Raw genomic sequence first — 21,308 nt, 5'->3', positions numbered from 1 at the left:
TTGTGTATGATTATCTTACTTTTGACTCATATACGTCAAGTGCCGCCTGAACACCCTGTCCGGCAGGTACCGCATACCCGTGGCGGATAAGCACGGCCTCCAGCGCGCCAAGCAGACGCAGCACATTATTCTCCCGGCAGCTGAAGCCCATGGTACCGATCCGCCAGATCTGGCCTTGTAACGGCCCGAAGGAGCTGGCAATCTCAATACCGAAACGCTGCAGCAGCATGGAACGGACGGATTCCCCGTCTATGCCCGCCGGAATGTGCACACAGGTGACCACCGTCAGCTTGCTATCCGCCTCCCCGTATAACTCCAGCCCCATAGCTGACAGTCCGGCAGTAAGGGCTTGCTCATGGAATCTGTGCCTTGCATGCCGCGCTTCCAGCCCTTCCTCCAGGACCAGCCGCAAGCCTTCACGCAGAGCGTATAGCATGGAGGTCATCTCTGTATGGTGATTGAGCCGCCGGGGACTCCAGTAATCCTGCAGCATACTCAGGTCCAGGTAATTGCTGCGTACCACGGGCAGCTCGCTGACAGCAGCAGCGGCAGTTCTAAGTCCGCGCTCTACCTGCTTGCGCTTCAGCAGCTTGGCCTCAGCCCGGTCATTGTACGTCACCGGGGCCATACCTGAAGGGATGGACAGGCATTTCTGCGTTCCGCCGACCACGGCATCCAGCATCCAGGCATCCGTCTCTACCGGCACCCCGCCAATCGTCGCCACCGCGTCTACAATCAGCAGCGCATCCAGCTCCCGGCAGGCCCGCCCGATCTCGGCCAGCGGCTGCACACGGCCTGTAGAGGTCTCCCCGTGAACCATCGCCACCACATCCGGCTTGAACCTCCGTATAGCTGCAATTACCTCTTCCGGGGGAAAGACACGGCCCCAGGTCTGTTCAATCGTGAGTACTTCAGCGCCGCAGCGTTCAGCAATCTCATGGAGCAAGTGGCCGAAACGGCCAAAGACCGGAATCAGCACGCGGTCCCCCGGCGCAATCAGGCTGACCATCACCGCCTCAATGCCGGAACGCGAAGTCCCGTCTACCGGATACGCCCACTGATTCTTGGTGGCGAATAGCTCACGCAGCATCTCCATCGTCTCATTCATGATCTCTGTGAATTCAGGATCGAATTGTCCCAGCACCGGATAAGACATCGCCCGCAGCACACGCGGATCAACCTCCACGGGGCCGGGGGTCATAATGCACCGCAAGGACGGCGACAAATCTTCGTACCGCTTCATGATTCTCCCCCCTCCAGACTTCTAAGTGATCAGCCCCCGCTGTTTATTACACAATTAAGATTACAACTCTAAGCTTGGTCGTCTCTTATTCATAAGCTAATCCATATAATATAGCTGTCAGCACTTCCAGTCCAGCAGCGAGATCCTCCGGGGAGGTGTACTCCACAGGAGAATGACTGATCCCGCCTTGGCTGGGCACGAAGATCATCGCGGACGGGCAGCGCGGGGCGAACAACTGGGCATCATGGCCCGCACCGCTGACCATGCTCAGGTAAGGCTTCTCCTGCTGGAGACAGATCTCTTCAAGAGCTGTGCGAAGCTCCTGATCCATAGGAGCAGGGGCTGTCTCCAGCAGCGTCTGTACCTCAAGTGTCAGGCCGCGCCTGCGGCCAAGCTCTGCGAACTCCGCCAGGATAGCTGCGCAGAAGCGCTCCAGTACCCCGGCTTCGCTATGCCGGATGTCCAGCGTGAACTGCACTTCGCCGGGAATTACATTGGATGTACCCGGATAGACCTCTAGCCGCCCCGTTGTAGCTACCAGCGGATCGCCCTCCGCCAGGGCGGACCGTTCCAGCGCCAGCAGCATCTCCGCACTCCCGGCGAGTGCATCCTGCCTTAACCCCATCGGCGTAGTCCCTGCATGGTTGGCCGTCCCGCCGACCTTGACAAGATACCGCCGCTGTCCGGCGATGGCCTGCACGACCCCGATTCTCCGGGATGTCCGCTCCAGAATAATCCCCTGTTCAATATGCAGCTCGACATATGCGGCAATATCACTGCGCACAGGACTATTACTGTGCCAGCAGCTTTCCTGCAGACCCGCTGTTGCTCCAGCTTCCGGTTCCCCACTCCCGCTTCCGCCACTCTGCTCCAGACCCGCCGCAGCTTCAGCAGCCAACCCTTCACTCTCCCCAAGGCCGCAGGCCGCCATCGCAGCCGCCAGCGTGATTCCATCCGCATCTGCGCAGTCTATACATTCCTTCCCGTTATAAAGCCCGGTTACATTCCCCGAGCCCCAAAACGTCAGCGGAAAGCGGCTGCCCTCTTCCTCGCAGAAGGATACTACCTCCAGCGTCCGCAGCGGCGGACCGAAGGTCTCCAGAAGATAATGCAGCGCAGTTACAGCAGCCGCTACTCCATAAGCGCCGTCATACCGTCCGCCATTGACTACCGTGTCGATATGCGAGCCGGTCAGGATAACCTTATCGCTGACCTGAGAACCGGCCAGTGTGCCATAGATGTTCCCCACCTGATCCATCCGGACTTCAAGCCCGAGTCCAGCCATTCTCTCCTGCAAAAAAAGCTGAACCCCTTGCCACTCCGGCGTATACAGCAGCCGGGTAACCCCGGGACCCGGAGCGCTGTAGGCTGCAAGCTCATCCAGCAGCTTCAGCATCTCCCCGGCCGGGACTTGCGGGACCGGCGGCTTCATAGCCCGGGCTGGCTGTGCCTGATCCGCAGCCATTCTCCTCCACTGCCAGCAACAACGCCTTTCGTAGCAGTATAGACTGTATTGCCCCGGCAGATCGTTGCCGTTACCTTGCAGGATAACGTCATTCCGACATAGGGGCTATGCCGGTGGCGGTACAACAGATCCTCTGCACGCAGGGTATAGGCTGCATCTGGATCAAGCAGCACCAGATCTGCATCCAGCCCCGGTGCGATGGAGCCCTTGCGCCCCTCCAGCCCGAACCGCCGGGCAGGAAGCCCGGAGAGCAGCGCCGAGATCTGCGTAACCGGCAAGCCGCGCACATGAACGCCTTCATGGAACATCAATTCCAGACTGCTCTGGGCTCCTGAGATCCCGCCCCAGGCTTCCATGAACGACAGCCCGGGCGCCAGCTTCAAGTCGGGCGGACAGGGGGAATGATCGGAAGCAACCAGATCCACCTGCCCCGCAGCCAGCGCCGTCCAAAGCCGGTCCCGCTCCCCGCTGCTGCGAAGAGGCGGAGCGCACTTGGCCAGCGGCCCAAGGGTCTCCATGCTGTCTTCATCCAGAATCAGATAATGGGGACAGGTCTCTGCGGTCACATCCAGGCCGCGCAGCTTGGCTTCATGAATCAGCTCCAGGGCTGCCGCTGTGCTGATATGGACGAAGTGCAGCTTACAGCCGGTCCGCTCACTGTACAGCAGCGCACTGGCTACAGCCGCAAGCTCTGCTTGCGGAGGGCGCGAAGCCGCAAAATCCCTCGCGCTGCTGCGCCCGGCGCGTATTGCCGCCGCCCCAAGCGTCGAGGTTATCGCTTCACTCTCCGCATGCAGGGCGAGAATCCCGCCGGTTGCGGCGATCCGAAGCATCCCCTGATACAGGGTATCATCGTCCACCTCACGGAACCGCCCTTCGCCTTCACCGCCGGGATTCGAGATGAAGGCCTTGAACCCGGTAACGCCCGCTGCCGCCAGTCCCTCCAACTCCTCCAGATTCCCTGGCATAAGGCCGCCCCACAGCACATAATCCACCGCCGAGTTCCCGGCTGCGGCCTCCGCCTTCAGCCGGAGCGCTTCCAGACTCACCGTCGGCGGATTCCCGTTCAGCGGCATATCCGCATAACAGGTGCAGCCGCCGGCCGCAAGAGCAGCCGACCCGCTGCGGAAGCCCTCCCAGTGACCGAGCGCAGGCTCATTGAAGTGAACATGCATGTCGATCATACCGGGCAGCACGTATTGTCCTTCCGCATCCAGAATTCTGGTCCCGGACGAGGCCTGTAAGTCTTCGCCCAGTGCAGCGATTTTGCCATCCTTCACTCCGATCTCAAGCCTGCGGACTTCTTCGGGCAGGACCACCTGTCCGTTCCTGATGATAAGCTCATAACCTTCTTCCTTCATGATAGGCCCACCTCCGGTCTATTGGCTTAAGATTAGATGCAGCGGTACACTGGACTGCCGTGTTAACTCCCGCGATAAGTGCTGTATCCTCCAGGTGCAACAAGCAGCGGTACATGGTAATGGGCGGAGGGGTCCGGCATATTGAAGCGGATCGGAATCTGGTCCAGGAACGGAACAACAGCCCCCGCTTCCTCCTCCGTCTCCGGTTCTCCGGCACCAGCCTGAGTGCCCCGGAAATAATCACCGGCCATAAATAGCAGCTCATAGCTTCCGGCCAGCATCTCTTCTCCCGCCAGCAGCGGAGCGTCCAGCCTGCCGTCCTCATTCGTTAGCGCCTCACGCAGCAGCACAGGGCCTCCGGTATCCAGCCGCCAGAGCTGAAGCGACAGGCCCGCAGCAGGCTTGCCCCGTGAAAGATCCAGCACATGGGTGCTCAGCCGTCCGTTCATTCCAGACATTTGCGTCACCTTCCTCCTATAATATGCAGTGACCTGCCTCTATTCCGCCCCCAGCAGATCCTCCAGCCGAAAACGAGTGATTGTTCCAATCTCCAGCAGCGCCTGCTCCTGCTCCTCCTTAAGCGGACGGTCCACACGCTCACCGATGGCGCTAAGGATGTCTTCTTTCGTTTTGCCCCGTACAGCGAAGATGAACGGAAAGCGGAATTTCGCTATATAGGCAGCGTTCAGTCCGGTAAGCTGTGTGAATTCCTCCGGTGTCAGCCGGTCCAGTCCGGCCCCCTGCTGCTCAGCCGCCGAGAGCGGACTGACTGCAAGTCTTGTCGCCAGATCCGGGTGAGCTCTCAGCAGCGCCAGCACTTGGTCCGGCTCCGCCTGCCGTGCTATCTCCATCATGGCAGCATGCAGCTCCTGCACCGAATCGAACGGACGCCTGCTGTACACCCCCTCTGATACCCAAGGGGAATGCTCGAAGATACCTCCGAGCTGCTCCACGAAGTCCTGTTTTGCCATCGAATTAATCTGCTCCAGAGTCAACCGGTCCGCCGGTATAGTCATAAGCCAGCCCCCATCCCTCTAATTTGTATATTGCCGCCTGCGCACTCCCGGCCTAGAACCGCTGTTCGCGGATATAAGGCGTTCCCAGCGATTCCGGCGTACCGGAGGGCTTGTTGCGGTTGCGGTATCCCAGATACATCAATACGAGAATCGTTACGACGTATGGAATCATTTTCAGAAAATAAGACGGCACCGCACTTCCCAGCAGCTGAATACGGAAGCCCAGCGAATCGAGCGCTCCGAAGAAGTAGGCGCAGAACAGTGCGCGCAGCGGATTCCATCTGGCGAAAATCACCAGACCCACGGCGATCCAGCCCCGTCCGGCGGTCAGCCCTTCATTCCAGGTCGGCGCATACGCCAGCACCATATCCGCACCGGCCAGACCAATCAGCGCCGCTCCGGCAGTAACATAACAGTAACGGATCAGCTGCACACGAATCCCCATGACGTCCGCAGTGGCCGGATTGTCGCCGACTGCCCGCAGATGCAGTCCCCACGAGGTATGATGAATCAGCAGATGCAGCACAAGGACGAGCAGGAGACTGAACCAGGTCAGCATATCCAGCCTTCCAAAAAGCTCCCCGAGCACCGGCACCGGCTTCAGCGCCGCCAGATCCAGCTTCGGCAAACTGCCGGGAAGCGGAATGCCGCTGATCGATTTGCCCACATAAGCACTTAGTCCGCTGCCGAACAGCGTCATCGCCAGGCCCGACATCGTCTGATTCGCCCTCAGGGTGACACATAAGAACGAATGGACCATACCCAGAAGAGCGGTAATGGCTACCGCCGAGAGCAGCGCAAGGATCAGATTCCCGCTGCGGATATAGACGATACAAGTCGTCACTGCCCCCATCAGCATCAGCCCCTCCGCGCCGAGCTGGATAATCCCGGCCCGTTCGGTCAGAATGCCTCCCAGCGTAGCCAGCAGCAGCGGTGTTCCGGCGGAGATAGCGGCGATTAATAACTGTGTTGTGAAATCCATGAGTGAACTCCCTCCTGTACGAGAATGCTGTTATGCGCTCCGGCGGATGCGGAACCGGTGAATCATGTCGCCGGCAATCAGGAAGAACAGGATCGCGCCCTGCAGCATTTCCGATATGGACGAAGGCAGTCCGATCGTCTGAACACTATAGCCGCCCACAATCAGGCCGCCGAACAGAATCGAAGTCACAACCAGGCCCAGCGGGTTCAGCTTGGCAAGCCAGGCTACGATGATCGCCGTATAGCCATAGCCCGGGGAGATCCCCTGCATCAGCTTATGCGTAACCCCGGACACCTCGGCCATGCCGGCAATCCCGGCAAGACCGCCGCTGATCAGCATGACGATGATAATATGCTTCTTGATATGGATGCCCGCATAACGGGCGGCTGTTGGATTGGCGCCGATTAGACGCAGCTCATAGCCCCAGCGGGTGAACCGGATCATCAGATAATAGATCAGCACGGCCACGAGGCCGAAGATCAGCCCGATGTGCAGCCGGGTGCTGCCAAGAACCGGCAGCGACTGGGCAGCGGTGAACATCGGCGAACCCGGGAAGTTGAACCCCTTCGGGTCCTTCCAGGGGCCGAATACTACATAATCCAGAGCCAGCAAGGCCACGTAGTTCAGCATCAGCGAGGTAATCAGCTCATTGACACCGAAATGGGTTCGCGGCACCGCCGTCATCAGACCCCACAAGGCTCCGGCCGCTGTACCGAAAACCAGCATCAGCGTAATGGACCAGAAGGAAGAAAGGCTGGGGAAGTAGATCGTTACCGCAGTAGCCGCCATAGCACCTACTGTCAATTGTCCCTCCGCCCCGATATTCCACACGGAGATCCGGTAAGCTACAGCAATGCCTAGCCCGCAGAGCAGCAGCGGAATAGCCTTGACCATGGTTTCAGTGAAGCCGTAGGAGGTGCCGAAGGCTCCCCGGAACATTTTCTCGTAGACAACCAGCGGGCTCATTCCATTAGCGGCGATGAACACCGCACAGAGCAGGAGCGCCAGAACAACCGACAGAATAGGCGTCCACCACGGTGAACGGGTACGGCTTGAATCATATTCCAGCCTGAGGGAGTACCACCTCCCGCTGCGCCCCGCCAGCGGCGGAAGCGTTGCAGATTCATTTCCAGGCTTCGGACTCATACAGCACTTCCCTCCCTGCTCCGGATACCGGCCATCATCAGGCCGATTTGTTCCCGGTCCGCCTGCTCATGATCACTCTCGCCTATAATGGAACCGCCATAGATCACCAGAATACGGTCGGATAACTGCAGCAGCTCATCCAGATCCTCGGAGATCAGCAGCACCCCGCTGCCGGAGCTGCGCAGCTCCATCAGCAGCTCATGCACCCCTGCCGCCGCGCCGACATCCAACCCTTGCGTCGGATGCACGGCCACCATCAGCTTCGGACGGTGGCTGACCTCGCGGGCGAACAGCAGCTTCTGCTGATTCCCGCCGGACAATTGCTGCACAGGAGTATCCAGCTCAGGCGTCTTCACATTGAAGCGGCGGACCAGCTCCTGCGACCAGGAGCGGTTCCTGGCCGCCTTCAGGAAGCCGAACCGGGAATGCTCCCCGCTGCGGTAAGACTTGAACAGCAGGTTGTCAACTGACCCCAGCCGTCCGGCCAGACCGCTCTTCATCCGGTTCTCCGGCACATGCGAGATGCCCGAATCGATCGCCCCTCTTACCGAAGCTGTTTTCACAGGACTGCCGTCAAATCGGATCTCGCCTTTCCTCCAAGCTCTAAGTCCCGTCAATACCTCAGCCAGCTCCTTCTGCCCGTTGCCCGCAACGCCGGCCACGCCCACAATTTCGCCTTCATGAACCGTAAGCGACAGGGCATCCAGCGCCTTGCGGCCATGATCTGCTGCGACCTCCAGATCGCGGACAATCAGCAGCGGCTCTCCGGCCGTTGCCTCGCGCTCCTGACGGCTGATCGCAACCTCCCGGCCCACCATAAGCCGGGCCAGCTCCAGCTCATCCGTCTCGCCTGTCATCAGCGAAGCAATCATTTTCCCCTTGCGCATCACGGAGATCCGGTCTGAGGAGGTCATGACCTCCTTCATTTTATGCGTGGTCATGATCACCGTCTTTCCCGCCTGCTTCATCACCTGAAGGGTCCCGAACAGCTGCTCCGCCTCTCCCGGTGTCAGCACCGAAGTCGGCTCATCCAGGATGATGATGTCTGCCCCGCGGTATAGCGTTTTGACAATCTCAACACGCTGCTGCTCGCCGACAGACAGCTGCCAGATTGGCCGGTCGACGGGAAATTTCAGGCCAAACCTTTCTCCAAGCCCCTCTATCTCTTCATGCTTACGTTTGATCCATCTGCTGCCGCGCCAGAAAGACGACTTTTCGCCAAGCACGATATTCTCCGCCGCTGTAAGGCTTTGCACCAGTCTGAAGTTCTGAAAGACCATGCCTACACCAAGCATTGCCGCATCCTTCGGGGAACGGATTCTGGCCGGTTTGCCATGAATGAGAATCTCTCCGGCGTCCGCCCGGTACACCCCTGACAGCATGCTCATGACTGTGCTTTTCCCCGCCCCGTTCTCCCCGAGCAGCGCGTGAATCTCTCCCGCATTTGCCGAAAAATCAACTTGATCGCTGGCCGTTACAGCACCGAATGTCTTCACTATCCCGCGCATTTCAACCGAAGGGTCCTGCATAGTGCTACGCTCCTTTCCGGGTAGTTATAGTACAGGTGGGGAAGGCTCCGGTATCCGGACCCCGCCCCACCCGTAAGGCTGTGCTGTATGAAGATGTGTTGCAGCAGCTGTTACTGCGGAATCGTGCCCTCGACACCTTTGACTAGCCAGTTCATGCCAAGCACCTCTTCAAGGGTCAGCTTCTGGCCGTCCTTAACAGTTACATTGCCCTTGTTGTCCGAGATCGGTCCGGTGAATACCTCCAGCTCGCCGCTGATGATCTTGGCCTTGGCGTCCTCCACCAGCTTCTTCACATCCTCGGGAACCTTGTTGCCGAATGGCGCCAGCTCCACCATGCCGTCAGCCATATCGCCGGAATACTGCTCACTTTTCCAAGTTCCGTCCATCACGGATTGAACAGCTTTTACATAATAAGGCCCCCAGTTCCATACAGGGTTGGTTAAGTAGTTGTCCGGTGCATACTTGCTCATATCCGAGTCATTCCCCCCGGCAAAAGCTCCCCGTTCCGCCGCAGCCTGAAGGGTAGCCGGTGAATCCTGATACGCCAGCAGGACATCCGCCCCTTTGTCGAGCAGGCTGATTGCCGCCTGACGTTCCGTCGCAGGGTCATACCAGGTATTCGTCCACACCACATCCACCTTCACCGCCGGGTTGACACTCTGCGCGCCCAGCGTGAAGGCGTTCAGATTATAGATCACCTCGCTGATCGGGAAGGCTCCCACATAGCCGAGATGATTTTTCTTTGTCATTTTACCTGCCGCGATCCCGGACAGATAACTGGCCTGATAGTTTTTGCCGAAGTAGGTTCCCATGTTCTCGGCTGTCTTGTAGCCGGAGGCATGCATGAACTTCACGTTAGGGAATTTCCCTGCCACGTTCAAGGTGAAATCCATATAGCCGAAGCTTGTGGTGAACACGATGTCATGGTTCTGCGCAAGCTCTGTGATGATCCGCTCGGCATCGGCGCTTTCCGGTACATTTTCCACGAAATCCGCCTTGATCCCAAGCTCCTTCTCCATATATAGCCGGCCCTGATCATGCTGATACGTATACCCGCCGTCACCCGGAGGCCCGATATAGACAAAAGCAACCGTCGGCTTCTCCGCTGCCGGCTCTGTTGTTGCCGCTGCCTCACCGCCTGCCGGTGTACTTGCCGCCGGAGGCGCCGCCGTTGCAGTTGCATCTGTATTAGACGCCGTATTATTCTTCGCGCACCCCGTCAGAACCACCGCCAGCAGGAACATCGTGATGATGCTGAATTTGAATGCCTGACCCCTTTGTTTCATAATTCTCCTCCTCCAGGATATCTCTCCTAATGGCTATAGCCATTAATGTATCTCTACTATACTGAGGAGCAGCACTTACGTAAATTTATATAACATAGCTTTGTGTGGGTGGATAAGAAGAGGGGTCGCTTTTGTGCTTCATGCACGAAGTCATCTCAAAATTTAACTTAAATTATGTGATATTAGCTTACATCAATTTAGAAAATATCGAATTTACTGTCTGTTGCCGCTCCGCACGCTCCATTCTCTGCGGTACCCTCCGAAGCTCTCCGGCAGCCCGGGCTCTGCGAACGCCTGAACAGACTCTTGAGGCAGGATGAGCCCCTTATACTCCTTGGTCCGCATAATGGCAGCTATGCCCTCTTCATCGTCCAGCTCCTGAAGTCCGCGGAACAGCGCGCTTGAGAACAGGGTAGGCGGCATCAGCAATCCTTCTTGTGCACTCGTGACATAATCAAGCTCCGGGTGCTGCTCATACGCTTGGATGAACCGGCGGATCTGAGCGGCTGCCACAAACGGCTGATCCGCCGCCGCAATGACCACTGCATCCGGCTGAAGCGAAGCTACAGCATTCAAGCCGCAGCGCAGTGAGAAGGACAGGCCCAAATGGGCCGTCAGGCAAGTCTCAATCCGCCGCATATTCTCCGCCTTCCCGGCAGGAGGCAGCCAGCCCAAAGGATCATCCGCACGAACCACCACAACCAGCGGCGCAAGCCCGCAGTTCTCCAGCTCACTGAGCATCGCCGCACCTGCTGAACCCGCGCCCGCCCTGTTCAGAGAACCTTCCGAGGCCCCTGCTCCATTCCTGCGGCCTGCCGCCAAAAAGATTCCGGCCACCTTCATTGTTCTCCACTCCTTTTTTTGGCAATCTGCTCATGAACGGCTGTTATTCGCGCTCCAGCATTCTGCGGAACAGGAAGACCAGCTTCAGCTTCATGAGATCATTGATTTTTTTGAAATCGACATCCAGCAACTCACTGAGCTTCTCAATCCGGTAAGTGGCCGTATTGCGGTGAATGAACAGCTTCTTGGCCGTCTCGTTCACATGGCCGTCATTCTCCAGGTAGACCTCCAGCGTATGGAGCATCTCCTTAACATATTCCGGTTCCCGGCTAAGTAGCCCCCGCAGGCTTCCGCTGTAATAACGCTCCATGGTCTCTGCCGGAATCTTGCTCAGCAGCAGATCAAGCTCCAGCTGGCGGTAATGCACCACATTTCCGTGTGCGCCCCATTGCCGGGCCATGCCCATACATTCCTTAATCTCGGCAAAAGCTTCCTTCAGCCCCTCCGGCTTCTGCTTCACACTGCTGACAGCGGACTGCGGATAATATCCTTTATCGAACTTCAGGTTGTCGAAGCATTCCTGAATCAGTGCCCGGAACTCCTCGGGCTGATGCGGCCCGGCCGGATACAGCGACACCAGTCCCTCTTCCACCAGGAAGTGGACCGCCTGCAGGCCATGCAGCACCGGATGCTCCGAATACTCCTCCTTCAACCGCAGCAGCTCTCCCTGCCGGGCTTCTCCCGCAGCAGCCACATCGGTAAGCAGCAGTTGAAACGGGGCCTCAAGCAGCGTAATCTCCAGCCGGAGCGCTGCCTGTGCCAGCTCAGCGTATTTCAGCCCGTCATTCAGGAACCGCCGCAGCAGCCCGCTGAATTCACGGTGTCCGGCCTGCTCGAAATAATCCTCCAGCCCGGTATGCATATGATAAGAAATCAACTCCGCCCCCTGGACGAACAGACTTTCCTCCACGGGCAGCAGCAAGGGATCAATATCGCAATAATGAAGGTAACCTAGGCATTTCCCGGCTTGCAGCAGCGGAAGCCGGTAGCCGGTGCCTTCGCCGAGACGGAAGCGCTGATTGCGTGGCGGCCAGGGCCAACCTTCCAGTTGCTCACTTTCGGTGTACCCCGAGTTGTTAAATACTACCGTTCCCCGGTTGCTGATTACAGCCAGCGGGGAACCGATGATCTCCGAGACGGTGTCCAGCAGCGGACGGCTGCGACCGGAACGCAAGGCAAGACGCATCAGCAGCCGCTGCTTCTCCATCATGCTCTGCAGGGTGCCCACACTGCGCGACAGCTCTGCGCGGAACAAGCCGTTCATCTGGTCGGAGAAGGTGAACTGGAACGGCAGCTCAATCAGCGGGAAATTCAGCTGCTCTGCTTCCGCAATCAAGGGCGGCGGCACAGTCTCCCAGAACCGGCCCAGCTTAATGCCCAGCCCCGCTGACCCGCGCCGGTTCAGCATCTGCAGCAATGCCGAAGCTTCCTCCGGGCTGTCCTTGATCAGATAGGCTGTGGTCAGCAGCATTTCCCCTTCCTTGATCCAGTCCGAGATATCGGGAGCATCCATGACATTGATCGATTTCACAATCCTGTGCTTCCCCTTGGACCCGGCAATCAGCTTCGCTTCGGATAAAGGATAAATGGACAACGCTTCTTCCACTGTAAGATGCATAGCCACCCCTCCTTCTCTACCTTCATAATAGGTTCATTCGATTCATATGTTACTTTATGTAACATTATAGATAAAATGACCGCTGTTGGAAAGAGAAAAGTTAAAATCGGGTTATTTTGTGTTATATAATATTACTCATAAGTAACAAATGGCAGCATCGCCCCTCATTCGGTCCCTTGGACCTGCATACGGCCTGCTCATCTCCGCACCGAATGTATGCTGTTTTTCGCATACATTCGGTGCGCTCATCCGGCACGCTCACCCGCCACCTGCCATTGTATGCTGTTTTTCGCACACATCCGGACCACTCACCCCCGCACCGCCCCATTGCAATCAGCCCGGTAGCCCTCGTGCCACCCAAAGTAATCGGTTTTCCGATTACAATCGCTCCGTCAGCCCTCGCACCGCCCAATGTAATCGGTTTTCCGATTACAATCGCTCCATCAGCCCTCGCACCGCCCGATGTAATCGGTTTTCCGATTACAATCGCTCCGTCAGCCCTCGCACCGCCCGATGTAATCGGTTTTCCGATTACAATCGCTCCGTCAGCCCTCGCGCCGCCCGATGTAATCGGTTTTCCGATTACAATTGGATACTGTTTTCCGCATACATTGGGCAAACAGCAAAAAGCCCTGGTTCTCTTCATTCAGAGAACCAGGGCTATGACTTCCTACTTCCATACCTCCTGTATCCAGGACAGGAGCCGGAGATCTTGTCCGTGCCCGCCGATGACGGACAGTCCCAGCGGCAGTCCGCCGGGGCCGGGCACCGGCAGCGTAACCTGCGGCAGCCCGGCCAGTCCGGCCAGGCAGCTGAGCATCATGGCGCTGCTGCGGCTCCGCTCCAGCTGCCCGGGTCCGGCGCCGCGCAGCGGGGCCGGACCCGGCACGGTCGGAAGGACGAGACAGCCGTCCTTCCCGAGCAGCGCCCGCAGCCGCTGAGTGATCCGGCTGCGCAGCATAGCGGCCGGGCTGTGATCCGCCCCGGCTAGCCCCGCCGCCCAAGCGAACCGGGCGGCAATATCCGGCCCGAAGACCGGCTGCTCCCGCCCGATCCACTCCCCATGGGTTGCCCAGATCTCGGCACCCTGCAGCTCGCGGAAGACGTCCATCCAGGTCTTCAAGCCTTCAGGGGCCACCACGGCTTCAGCAGACTGTAGCGAAGCGCCTGCCTGAAGCTTGTCCAGCCCCCGCCTCAGGTAGTCTGCACAGTCCAGCTCCACAAGCGCCCAGCCTTCAGGCGGGAAGAACATCCGGGATATTCGAAGGTCACCGGCAGACTTATCAACCATCTCACCGCCGCTCTGCTCCATACTATTCTGCATGCCCTGGGCAATGTCGCCTCTGCCCACAGACCCGAGTAGCTGGCCCCACTTCTTCCTATTCTCACCGCCCTGGGCATGACCGCTGCTATCCGCAAATCCGAGCAGCTCGCCCGCTTTCTTCTTGTCATCCCCGCCCCGGGCATCGCCGCCGCTGTCCACAGACCCGAGCAGAACGCGTCCTGTCTTCAGCAGCAGCTCCGTGCTTCCCGCGATCCAACCCACCGTGTCAAAAGCAGGGGCCAGCGGAATAACTCCCTCCAGAGATACCGCGCCGTGAGTCGGACGATAACCGAACACACCGCAATAAGCGGATGGAACCCGGACAGAGCCGCCTGTATCCGTCCCGAGGGCAAAATCCACACTCCCCGAGGCCACAGCTACCGCTGACCCGCTGGACGAGCCGCCGGGAATCCGGTTCTCCCCGTGCGGATTCACCGGTGTGCCGTAATGATAGTTCTCTCCGCCAAGGCTGTACATCAGCTCATCCGTATGGGCAGCCCCCCGCAGCGTAGCTCCGGCTTCCAGCATCCTGCGTACAGCAGCTGCATGGGAGTCCGCCGGTTCGTGGCTGCGCAGCCAGTCCGGGTTACCGGCGGAAGAGCGGTGCCCGGCCACTGCGAAGACATCTTTTACCGTGAAGGTCAGGCCGTGCAATGCCCCATGTCCGCTGCCGGGAATCTCCAGCTCCGGGACCCGGAATGCACCGTGCCGATTATCAAGAACCATGCTGTTCCACCCTCTCCCTCCCGTACAAAACCGGATTATTCTATCCTTATCTCCTTAATCACCCTGCCTTCTCCTCTTCTAGTAGAACAAGTAAGGGATGAAGCTGCGTTTAAGCCGAGCATTAGGCGATAGTTGTATTCTGTACATCTAAATACAGTGAAAAGAAAGGTTTTCCTCTTCTAACTGCACTCTGTACAACTAAATCTGCCCGAATGGGTGAAAATCCAAGTACAGAGGTATTTTAATTGTACGAAATACATCTAAACGGAGATTCGGCGGCACATTCGAGGATTTAGTTGTACAGATTGCAATTAAGCCTTCTTTAAGCATCCCCTTTACACCCTTACCGGGGCGCGGCAAACCTTCAGTAAGCGATTAGTTAAAGTAATTTTCACAAGCTGAAATCTGTTGCTCTATTAGTCTTCCTGTATTCCTGTCTTCCTAACTTCCTGTTCCCCTTATTTCCTTACTCCTGCCACGAATTCATTCCTCTACCACCCGATAGCCGCTCCATCAGAGCGGGGGTCCGCCCCCCCGCTGCGGTAGCCGTTGCCATCAATCGAGATAGCATGGGCGTGCCCCATCACCCCGTCATAGCTCTCTGCCTCACGGACAAGATGCCCCGCCTCCGCCAACTCTGTCCGCACAGCTTCCGCTACCCGGTTCTCGATCCGCAGCTCCTGAGTCGGCTCCCCCCAGGTTCTGCCCCAGACGAAACGGGGTTCACTCACCGCAGTCTGCGGGTCCATCCCGTAGTGAAGCATGCGCGTGAGCAGCAGGGTCTGCGTCTGCGGCTGGCCTTCACCACCCTGTGTGCCATAGAGATAAGCCGGCTTCCCGTCCCGGCAGGCCATCGCCGGCATCAGCGTGTGGAAGGTGCGCTTGTGGGGCTCCAGCGTATTGACATGGGTAGGATCAAGCGAGAAGAAGGACCCGCGGTTCTGGAGCAGAATCCCCGTATTCCCAGCCACAACCCCCGACCCGAATTCGAAATACAGACTCTGGATGAACGAGACTGCATTTCCCTCTTCATCCACCACCGCTGCGTAAGCCGTATCCCTTCCAACCGGTTCGCTGCTGAGAGCAAGCGCCTTACGGGGAGAAATCGCCGCCGCGAGTTGTGCCGCATAGGGCTTACTCAGAAGACGGTCCAGCGGAATGCTGCTGAAGGACGGGTCGGTAAGCACCTGGTCGCGGTCACGGAAGCTCAGCTTCAGCGCCTCCACCAGCAGATGATAATACTCATAGGAGCCGTGCCTGATCTCCGCAAAATTAGAATGCTCCAGGATATTTAGCGCCATGAGCGCCGTGAAGCCCTGCGAATTCGGCGGAACCTGATAGACGGTATGCCCATGGTACACCGTCTGGAGAGGCTCTTCCCAGCTACCCTGGTGATCCGCGAAATCATCGCGGGTCAGGTACCCGCCGGAAGCCTGCATATAATCACTGATCTCTTCTGCAATACTCCCTTTATAAAAAGCATCCCGGCCTCCCGCCGCAAGCGCCCGAAGCGTCCCGGCCAGCTGCCGCTGCACAAACCGCTCGCCCGCCGCCGGTATCCGGCCGCCGGGAAGATACACCGCCGCCGCTTCGGGCGACAGCGCGGCTCCGGCCAATACGCTGCCGCCATGCTGGTCCGGCGACAGCGGAAAGCCCCCGGCGCTGTAGCCGATAGCCGGCTCCAGCACCTCGGCCAGGGTCAGCCGTCCATACTCCCGCTGGACAGCCTCCCAGCTATCCGCCATTCCGGGCACCGTAATGGCGCTGCGCACCCCCCGCCGGGGAATGGCTTCCTCCCCGGCATAGCAGTCCCGGCGGACGGCGTAGCCCGAGCGTCCGCTGCCATTGTAAGCCCGCACGCGCCCTTCACTGGCGCTGTACCCCAGCCAAAAGGCGTCGCCGCCGAGCCCGGCCATATGCGGATAGACCACAGCCAGCGCCGCGCTGACTGCAACCGCCGCATCATAGGCGTTGCCGCCTTTGGCCAAAACTTGCGCGCCCGCCGCCGAGGCCAGATAATGCGGGCTGACCACCATCGTTTTCGTTCCGGTCACCGGTCCTCTCCTCATGTTCCGCCTCCCTTCCCTGCCGCTTAAGTTAGTGTCATTTAACAGCAGGCCCGGAGCCCCTGTCAACGGTTTCCGCAGGACCGTACATTTGCTGCCGCTTATTTTGTGAGCCATGCACAAATTTCAGGAAGGAAGCAGGCCTAGGCGTGGCATTCGTTCTATCCGTCTGTTATATGGAGCTGCCGCAGGCTATGGCCTTAGTACGCCCTCTACGCACACCCCTTATTTCAGGATATATTGCGACAGCACAGCCTGCACTTCATAGATATCGACCGATTTGTTGAAGGTTTTCTTCAGCGGCAGCCCCGCGCCCGAGATATACAGGCATAGCTCCGCATCCAGATCGAAATGCCCCGCCGTCTCCACGGAGTAATGGGTGATACTTTTGTAAGGAACTGAGTGGTATTCGGTTTTCTTGCCGGTCATGCCCTGCTTGTCTACAAGAATCAGCCGCTTATCTGTGAAAATAAACATGTCCCGAACCAGCTTATAGGCGCGCTCAATCTTTTCATTCGGAGCCAGAATCCGTCCGTATTCCCGCTGCACCTCCCCCAGCTCCACCTGAGTTGCATTGCCGAGCAATCCGTTAAAAATCGCCATAGCTCTCCTCTTTTCCCGTAGCCGTTATAAGGGCAACGCCCCTTCACCACACTCCATACTACTTGCAGTGCCATGCATTTATGTCTCTGCGGGAACAATTCTCCCTTGCTTATTTCGGGATTTTTGGTTACACTAGCTTTAAATTTATCAAAAAGGAGGTGTAGGAGAATGGATCACAATCGGACCAACAGTGTTAGCAGCCCGCTGATTAATATCATGGCGGGCATCGTTCATGTAAAATCGGACAACGGGAGAAGTCTGTCCATTTACAAGAACTTAATAACACTACAACATTGTGAAATGCCTTTCTCGCCTACACTTCAACGGATGTCTTAACCCGAAGAACTCTCAGGCCGCAGGGAAATTTCCCTGCGGCCTTTTTATGTGCTTTTAACCGGATATTTCGGATAAATTGAAGCGGCAGAGCAAAGAGCATTCTAATAAAAGGAGCCTAACGATGATTATCTCATGTCAAAATATCCAAAAATACCACGGTGCCCAGCTCGTCCTGAGCGATGTCACTTTCGATATCCGCCAAGGCGAAAAAATCGGCCTGATCGGCCGCAACGGCTGCGGCAAAACCACCCTCTTCCACTTGCTGGGCGGGGAGGAACGCCCAGATCAAGGGCAGCTCTCCATCCGCCGGGGCAGCGTCATCGGTCTGCTTGCCCAGATTCAAGAGGTGAACGAGAGCGACACAGTCTACGCCGTACTTCAGCGCAGCTTCGCGGAGCAGCTTGGCTGGCAGCGCCGCCTGCGGGAGCTGGAGCAGGAGATGTCATCCTCCGGCGCGGGCGACAACGAGCAAGCCTGGAACCGGCTGCTTAAGGAATACGGCACCCTCCAGGAGAAGTTCGAGGCCGCAGGCGGCTATGAGCTGGAAGCCTCGATCCAGCGTGTAGCCTCAGGACTGGGGATTGGAACGGAGCAATATGACCGCAGCTTCTCTTCCCTCTCCGGCGGAGAGAAGACCAAGGTAGGGTTGGCCGAGCTGCTGCTGCGCCGTCCCGACATCCTGCTGCTCGATGAGCCGACCAACCATCTGGACATGGAGGCTATCGAGTGGCTGGAGCAGTTCCTCCAGAGCTATGACGGCACGGTGCTCGCTATCTCCCATGACCGTTACTTCCTGGATGCCGTGGTGAAGAAGGTCATCGAGCTTGAAGACGGGGAGGCTTTCACCTTCCATACGAACTACAGCGGTTATCAGGTGGAGAAGGAAGCCAGGCTCCTTCAGCAATTCGCTGACTACCAGGAGCAGCAGAAGAAGATCAAGCAGATGCAGGAGAGTATCAAAAGGCTGATTGAATGGGGCAACCGCTCCAATCCGCCGAACCCTTCCTTCCACCGCCGTGCGGCGTCCATGCAAAAGGCGCTGGACCGGATGGTCAAGGTCAAACGCCCGATCCTGGAGCGGAAGTCGATGGATCTGCAGCTCCAGCAGGATGACCGGACCGGCAACCAGGTGGTTATCCTGGACCGCATCAGCAAGTCTTACGGGGAGCGCAGGCTGTTCTCGGCCGCCAGCGATATTCTGAGATACGGCGAGACCACGGCACTGATCGGCGGCAACGGAGCAGGCAAAAGCACCCTGCTGAAGATCATCCTCGGCCAGGAGACACCGGATAGCGGGAGCTATACGCTTGCTTCCCGGGCTGTCGTCGGTTATCTGGCCCAGGAAGCTGTACCGGAGGAGGGCGGCCACTCCGTGTTGCGTTATTTCCGCGAGGAGGCCGGACTTGAAGAAGGCGAAGCCCGCGGCCAGCTGGCCCGCTTCCTTTTCTACGGCAGCGATGTCTTCAAGAGCATCACCAACCTCTCAGGAGGAGAATGGACCCGGCTGCGCTTCGCGATCCTGATGCACAAGAGGCCGAACCTGCTGATTCTGGATGAGCCGACCAACCATCTGGATATCGATTCCCGCGAGGCGCTGGAGGAGGCGCTGGAGGAGTTCCCCGGCACCGTGCTGGCGGTATCCCATGACCGTTATTTCATCAACCGCTGCTTCGGCAAGCTCTGGCATATTGACGGCGGACGCTTCTCCTCCTTCCCGGGCAACTACGAATACTATAAGGAAAAGCAGGCCGAAGCCGCCCAGCGGCAAGAGGCCACGCAGCCGGAATCTTCCGGGGGCAGCACCGGCAAGCCCCGCTCTGTAAGCGGGCGGGCAGAAGCATCCCCATCCGGCCCTGCCAGTCCGAACCGCAAGCCGCGTCCGGCGGCTTCGTGGGAGCAGGACATTGCCGCAGCGGAAGCACAGCTTGCTCTTATCGATGCCGAAATGCTGGACCCTCAGCTGTCGAGCAATGCAGAGAAGCTGGCCGGGCTGCAAGAAATGAGAGATGCTGCGCAGCAGAAGCTCGATGGCCTGTACAGCAGTTGGTTAAGCGAAGCGGACTGATCTGCACTACTCTCCCGTCCTCGCCCAACTGGAATCGGCTTTGCTTCACGATCAATGAATATACACTTACAAATCTAAGATAGAGGTGACCGTAATGACATTAACCCCGGAAATTGCAAAATATTGGGAGAGTTATCTGGTGAAGCACCCGGAAGCGGCAGACAAATTCGACAGCGCCTGGGCGTTCGGCGACAATCCCCGGCTGGCAGATGAGCTGCTGGATCTGGTGCTGAAAGGAATCAAGACAGGAACCGCGCAGAATTATGAGCTGATTAAGGCTCAGGGGCTGAGCATGCCTTTTACAGGCGGATTATCCGTCCTGCTGGACAGCACAGGGCAGCCGCGCGCGATTATTGAGACGACGAAGGTGGAGGTTGTTCCGTTCGCTGAGGTAACCGCTGAATTCGCCTACTCCGAAGGGGAGGATGACCGCAGCCTTGAATCCTGGCGCTACGAGCATGAGGTGTTCTTCACCAGGGAGCTGGAGCGTGAGGGCAAGCCTTTTGACCCGGATATGCGGGTGGTCTGTGAGAACTTCCGGCTGGTGCATATTAACAACGAATTGTAATATTAATTATATATTTAAAAAGGCTGCTTCTTCACTTCGAAGAGGCAGCCTTCATTGTATATGTGCAGTTAGTAGTAGTGAGACTTAGCTATTGCTGCGGACGGGTCTTAGAATTTCCAGATGCCCATCATCCAGCCGATCAACGAGATCCATAAGGGAATACTGATCAGGACACCCCATACCAGGCCCGTGGCGATATTGCCCTCTGTAGGCCGGGACATCCCCTCCTGCGCAAGCGGAAGTCTTAGCTCTTCTTGTTCCATGCGATCCCCTCCTAAAATTCTTATCGTCAAAGCAGAGGAAAAAATGTAGACCGCCAGGCCCAAAAAGAGATGTTTTCGATATTTTTTTTAGATATAAAGGCTCAGCGGATTATCATTGTAAAGGCTTACATAAACAATATTAACCAAACAATGTATTCATAAAACTTATATACACTCTTGGTTATCTATTATATGCAGTGCTTTAGTCCAATATTACTTCTTTTTCGGGATTATGTAAATATTGGAATATTGTGTGCAGCTGCTCAGCCGTATTGCGTTCTTCAGACAATTCGGGTAATTCATCCTCAGCAAAAAATCCCGCACCGCTCGTCTCCACACCACCCGCCGCTTCCCCGCCGGTAATTCTGCACAGGATGAACATTTTATAGGTATGGTACGGCTCCGGCGGATGATGATGGAACTTCTTATCCAGCACGGCAAGCAGACGGACCGCTTCCGCCTTGTAGCCGGATTCCTCGGCAATTTCCTTGACAGCTACCTCGCTTGGTGACAGGCCGATATCCGCCCAACCTCCGGGCAGTGCCCATTTTCCGTCGAGCTTCTCGTGTACGAGCAGAATTTTATCATCCTGAAAAATAACTCCCCGGATATCCACCTTAGGCGTACTATACCCGTCTTCGCCCGCGAAGGAGAGCCGGATACGCTCCTTGCTCTCATACGTATAATTCGCCAGAATGTCCACGCTCAGCTCGCGCAGTGCCTGATAACGTTCAATATCATATACATCCTTGGCATAAGCCAGCCCTGTCTGGGCAATCCCTTGAATTTCTTTGGCCCAGGTTAACCATTTCGGTTCCACAAGCACACCGCCTTCACTCGGATTTAATTACGATACTTCTTCCATGCG

The 21,308-nt window shown here is 57.5% G+C and carries 18 protein-coding genes; 2 read left to right on the top strand and 16 right to left on the bottom strand.

What is annotated here, in order from left to right:
- Positions 1 to 10 precede the first annotated feature (10 nt).
- The 14 genes from NYE24_RS27745 to NYE24_RS27680 all read right to left on the bottom strand — a co-directional run bounded on the left by NYE24_RS27745 (position 11) and on the right by NYE24_RS27680 (position 17,208).
- Positions 11 to 1,243 (bottom strand): alanine--glyoxylate aminotransferase family protein, encoded by a 1,233-nt coding sequence (locus tag NYE24_RS27745; RefSeq protein ID WP_342477152.1) that lies wholly within the window; start codon positions 1,241 to 1,243, stop codon positions 11 to 13.
- An 85-nt stretch (positions 1,244 to 1,328) separates the two neighbouring features.
- Positions 1,329 to 2,675 (bottom strand): Zn-dependent hydrolase, encoded by a 1,347-nt coding sequence (locus NYE24_RS27740; protein ID WP_342477151.1) that lies wholly within the window; start codon positions 2,673 to 2,675, stop codon positions 1,329 to 1,331.
- Positions 2,672 to 4,069: an allantoinase AllB gene (allB, locus tag NYE24_RS27735; protein ID WP_036691126.1), complete on the bottom strand. Its 1,398-nt coding sequence runs from the start codon at positions 4,067 to 4,069 to the stop codon at positions 2,672 to 2,674. Before allB ends, NYE24_RS27740 begins: the two co-directional genes overlap by 4 nt.
- A gap of 62 nt (positions 4,070 to 4,131) precedes the next feature.
- Positions 4,132 to 4,518, bottom strand: coding sequence for a hydroxyisourate hydrolase (gene uraH, locus NYE24_RS27730; protein WP_200869170.1), 387 nt, complete (start codon positions 4,516 to 4,518; stop codon positions 4,132 to 4,134).
- Positions 4,519 to 4,566: 48 nt separating this feature from the next.
- Positions 4,567 to 5,085 carry a 2-oxo-4-hydroxy-4-carboxy-5-ureidoimidazoline decarboxylase gene (gene uraD, locus NYE24_RS27725; protein ID WP_342477150.1) on the bottom strand — a complete coding sequence of 173 codons (519 nt, stop codon included), beginning with the start codon at positions 5,083 to 5,085 and terminating at the stop codon, positions 4,567 to 4,569.
- 52 nt (positions 5,086 to 5,137) lie between these two features.
- Positions 5,138 to 6,067, bottom strand: a complete 930-nt coding sequence (locus NYE24_RS27720; RefSeq protein WP_036691130.1) for an ABC transporter permease — start codon at positions 6,065 to 6,067, stop codon at positions 5,138 to 5,140.
- A gap of 30 nt (positions 6,068 to 6,097) precedes the next feature.
- Entirely contained in the window at positions 6,098 to 7,213 is a 1,116-nt protein-coding gene (locus NYE24_RS27715; protein WP_036691132.1) for an ABC transporter permease, read from the bottom strand.
- Positions 7,210 to 8,742 (bottom strand): ABC transporter ATP-binding protein, encoded by a 1,533-nt coding sequence (locus NYE24_RS27710; RefSeq protein WP_342477149.1) that lies wholly within the window; start codon positions 8,740 to 8,742, stop codon positions 7,210 to 7,212. Before NYE24_RS27710 ends, NYE24_RS27715 begins: the two co-directional genes overlap by 4 nt.
- A 110-nt stretch (positions 8,743 to 8,852) precedes the next feature.
- Complete coding sequence (locus NYE24_RS27705) at positions 8,853 to 10,028, bottom strand: BMP family ABC transporter substrate-binding protein (protein WP_036691135.1); 1,176 nt, start codon at positions 10,026 to 10,028, stop codon at positions 8,853 to 8,855.
- Positions 10,029 to 10,241: 213 nt separating this feature from the next.
- On the bottom strand, positions 10,242 to 10,871 hold the full coding sequence (locus tag NYE24_RS27700; protein ID WP_036691137.1) for an NTP transferase domain-containing protein: 630 nt from the start codon (positions 10,869 to 10,871) through the stop codon (positions 10,242 to 10,244).
- Between the two features lie 43 nt (positions 10,872 to 10,914).
- The gene (locus NYE24_RS27695; RefSeq protein ID WP_341029383.1) at positions 10,915 to 12,489 is read right to left on the bottom strand and encodes a PucR family transcriptional regulator; all 1,575 of its coding nucleotides are present in this window, start codon (positions 12,487 to 12,489) and stop codon (positions 10,915 to 10,917) included.
- A gap of 670 nt (positions 12,490 to 13,159) precedes the next feature.
- Complete coding sequence (locus NYE24_RS27690) at positions 13,160 to 14,539, bottom strand: amidase family protein (protein WP_342477148.1); 1,380 nt, start codon at positions 14,537 to 14,539, stop codon at positions 13,160 to 13,162.
- A gap of 491 nt (positions 14,540 to 15,030) precedes the next feature.
- Complete coding sequence (ggt, locus tag NYE24_RS27685) at positions 15,031 to 16,608, bottom strand: gamma-glutamyltransferase (RefSeq protein ID WP_342477147.1); 1,578 nt, start codon at positions 16,606 to 16,608, stop codon at positions 15,031 to 15,033.
- A 222-nt stretch (positions 16,609 to 16,830) separates the two neighbouring features.
- Positions 16,831 to 17,208: a PH domain-containing protein gene (locus NYE24_RS27680; RefSeq protein WP_036696174.1), complete on the bottom strand. Its 378-nt coding sequence runs from the start codon at positions 17,206 to 17,208 to the stop codon at positions 16,831 to 16,833.
- A 457-nt stretch (positions 17,209 to 17,665) separates the two neighbouring features.
- On the opposite strand from NYE24_RS27680, the gene abc-f reads away from it, so the two are divergent.
- Positions 17,666 to 19,609, top strand: coding sequence for an ABC-F type ribosomal protection protein (abc-f, locus tag NYE24_RS27675; RefSeq protein WP_342477146.1), 1,944 nt, complete (start codon positions 17,666 to 17,668; stop codon positions 19,607 to 19,609).
- 94 nt (positions 19,610 to 19,703) lie between these two features.
- Entirely contained in the window at positions 19,704 to 20,177 is a 474-nt protein-coding gene (locus NYE24_RS27670) for an ASCH domain-containing protein (protein WP_342477145.1), read from the top strand.
- 107 nt (positions 20,178 to 20,284) lie between these two features.
- Here NYE24_RS27670 and NYE24_RS27665 read toward each other — a convergent pair whose 3' ends face one another.
- Entirely contained in the window at positions 20,285 to 20,440 is a 156-nt protein-coding gene (locus tag NYE24_RS27665) for a hypothetical protein (protein WP_341029376.1), read from the bottom strand.
- A gap of 202 nt (positions 20,441 to 20,642) precedes the next feature.
- Positions 20,643 to 21,260, bottom strand: coding sequence for an NUDIX hydrolase (locus NYE24_RS27660; RefSeq protein ID WP_342477144.1), 618 nt, complete (start codon positions 21,258 to 21,260; stop codon positions 20,643 to 20,645).
- Positions 21,261 to 21,308: the final 48 nt, after the last annotated feature.

Source organism: Paenibacillus sp. FSL H7-0350 (genome assembly GCF_038593195.1).
Taxonomy (GTDB): Bacteria; Bacillota; Bacilli; order Paenibacillales; family Paenibacillaceae; genus Paenibacillus_AQ.
This window is presented reverse-complemented; position numbering and strand designations above follow the sequence as displayed.

Bases quoted from the DNA above. Each gene is read 5' to 3' on its own strand.
- NYE24_RS27745 (WP_342477152.1), bottom strand. From the start codon at position 1,243: ATGAAGCGGTACGAAGATTTGTCGCCGTCCTTGCGGTGCATTATGACC.
- ggt (WP_342477147.1), bottom strand. From the start codon at position 16,608: ATGAGGAGAGGACCGGTGACCGGAACGAAAACGATGGTGGTCAGCCCG.
- NYE24_RS27705 (WP_036691135.1), bottom strand. From the start codon at position 10,028: ATGAAACAAAGGGGTCAGGCATTCAAATTCAGCATCATCACGATGTTC.
- uraH (WP_200869170.1), bottom strand. From the start codon at position 4,518: ATGAACGGACGGCTGAGCACCCATGTGCTGGATCTTTCACGGGGCAAG.
- NYE24_RS27695 (WP_341029383.1), bottom strand. From the start codon at position 12,489: ATGCATCTTACAGTGGAAGAAGCGTTGTCCATTTATCCTTTATCCGAA.
- NYE24_RS27720 (WP_036691130.1), bottom strand. From the start codon at position 6,067: ATGGATTTCACAACACAGTTATTAATCGCCGCTATCTCCGCCGGAACA.
- NYE24_RS27670 (WP_342477145.1), top strand. From the start codon at position 19,704: ATGACATTAACCCCGGAAATTGCAAAATATTGGGAGAGTTATCTGGTG.
- abc-f (WP_342477146.1), top strand. From the start codon at position 17,666: ATGATTATCTCATGTCAAAATATCCAAAAATACCACGGTGCCCAGCTC.
- NYE24_RS27715 (WP_036691132.1), bottom strand. From the start codon at position 7,213: ATGAGTCCGAAGCCTGGAAATGAATCTGCAACGCTTCCGCCGCTGGCG.
- NYE24_RS27740 (WP_342477151.1), bottom strand. From the start codon at position 2,675: ATGAAGCCGCCGGTCCCGCAAGTCCCGGCCGGGGAGATGCTGAAGCTG.
- uraD (WP_342477150.1), bottom strand. From the start codon at position 5,085: ATGACTATACCGGCGGACCGGTTGACTCTGGAGCAGATTAATTCGATG.
- NYE24_RS27690 (WP_342477148.1), bottom strand. From the start codon at position 14,539: ATGGTTCTTGATAATCGGCACGGTGCATTCCGGGTCCCGGAGCTGGAG.
- NYE24_RS27665 (WP_341029376.1), bottom strand. From the start codon at position 20,440: ATGGAACAAGAAGAGCTAAGACTTCCGCTTGCGCAGGAGGGGATGTCC.
- NYE24_RS27710 (WP_342477149.1), bottom strand. From the start codon at position 8,742: ATGCAGGACCCTTCGGTTGAAATGCGCGGGATAGTGAAGACATTCGGT.
- NYE24_RS27680 (WP_036696174.1), bottom strand. From the start codon at position 17,208: ATGGCGATTTTTAACGGATTGCTCGGCAATGCAACTCAGGTGGAGCTG.
- allB (WP_036691126.1), bottom strand. From the start codon at position 4,069: ATGAAGGAAGAAGGTTATGAGCTTATCATCAGGAACGGACAGGTGGTC.
- NYE24_RS27700 (WP_036691137.1), bottom strand. From the start codon at position 10,871: ATGAAGGTGGCCGGAATCTTTTTGGCGGCAGGCCGCAGGAATGGAGCA.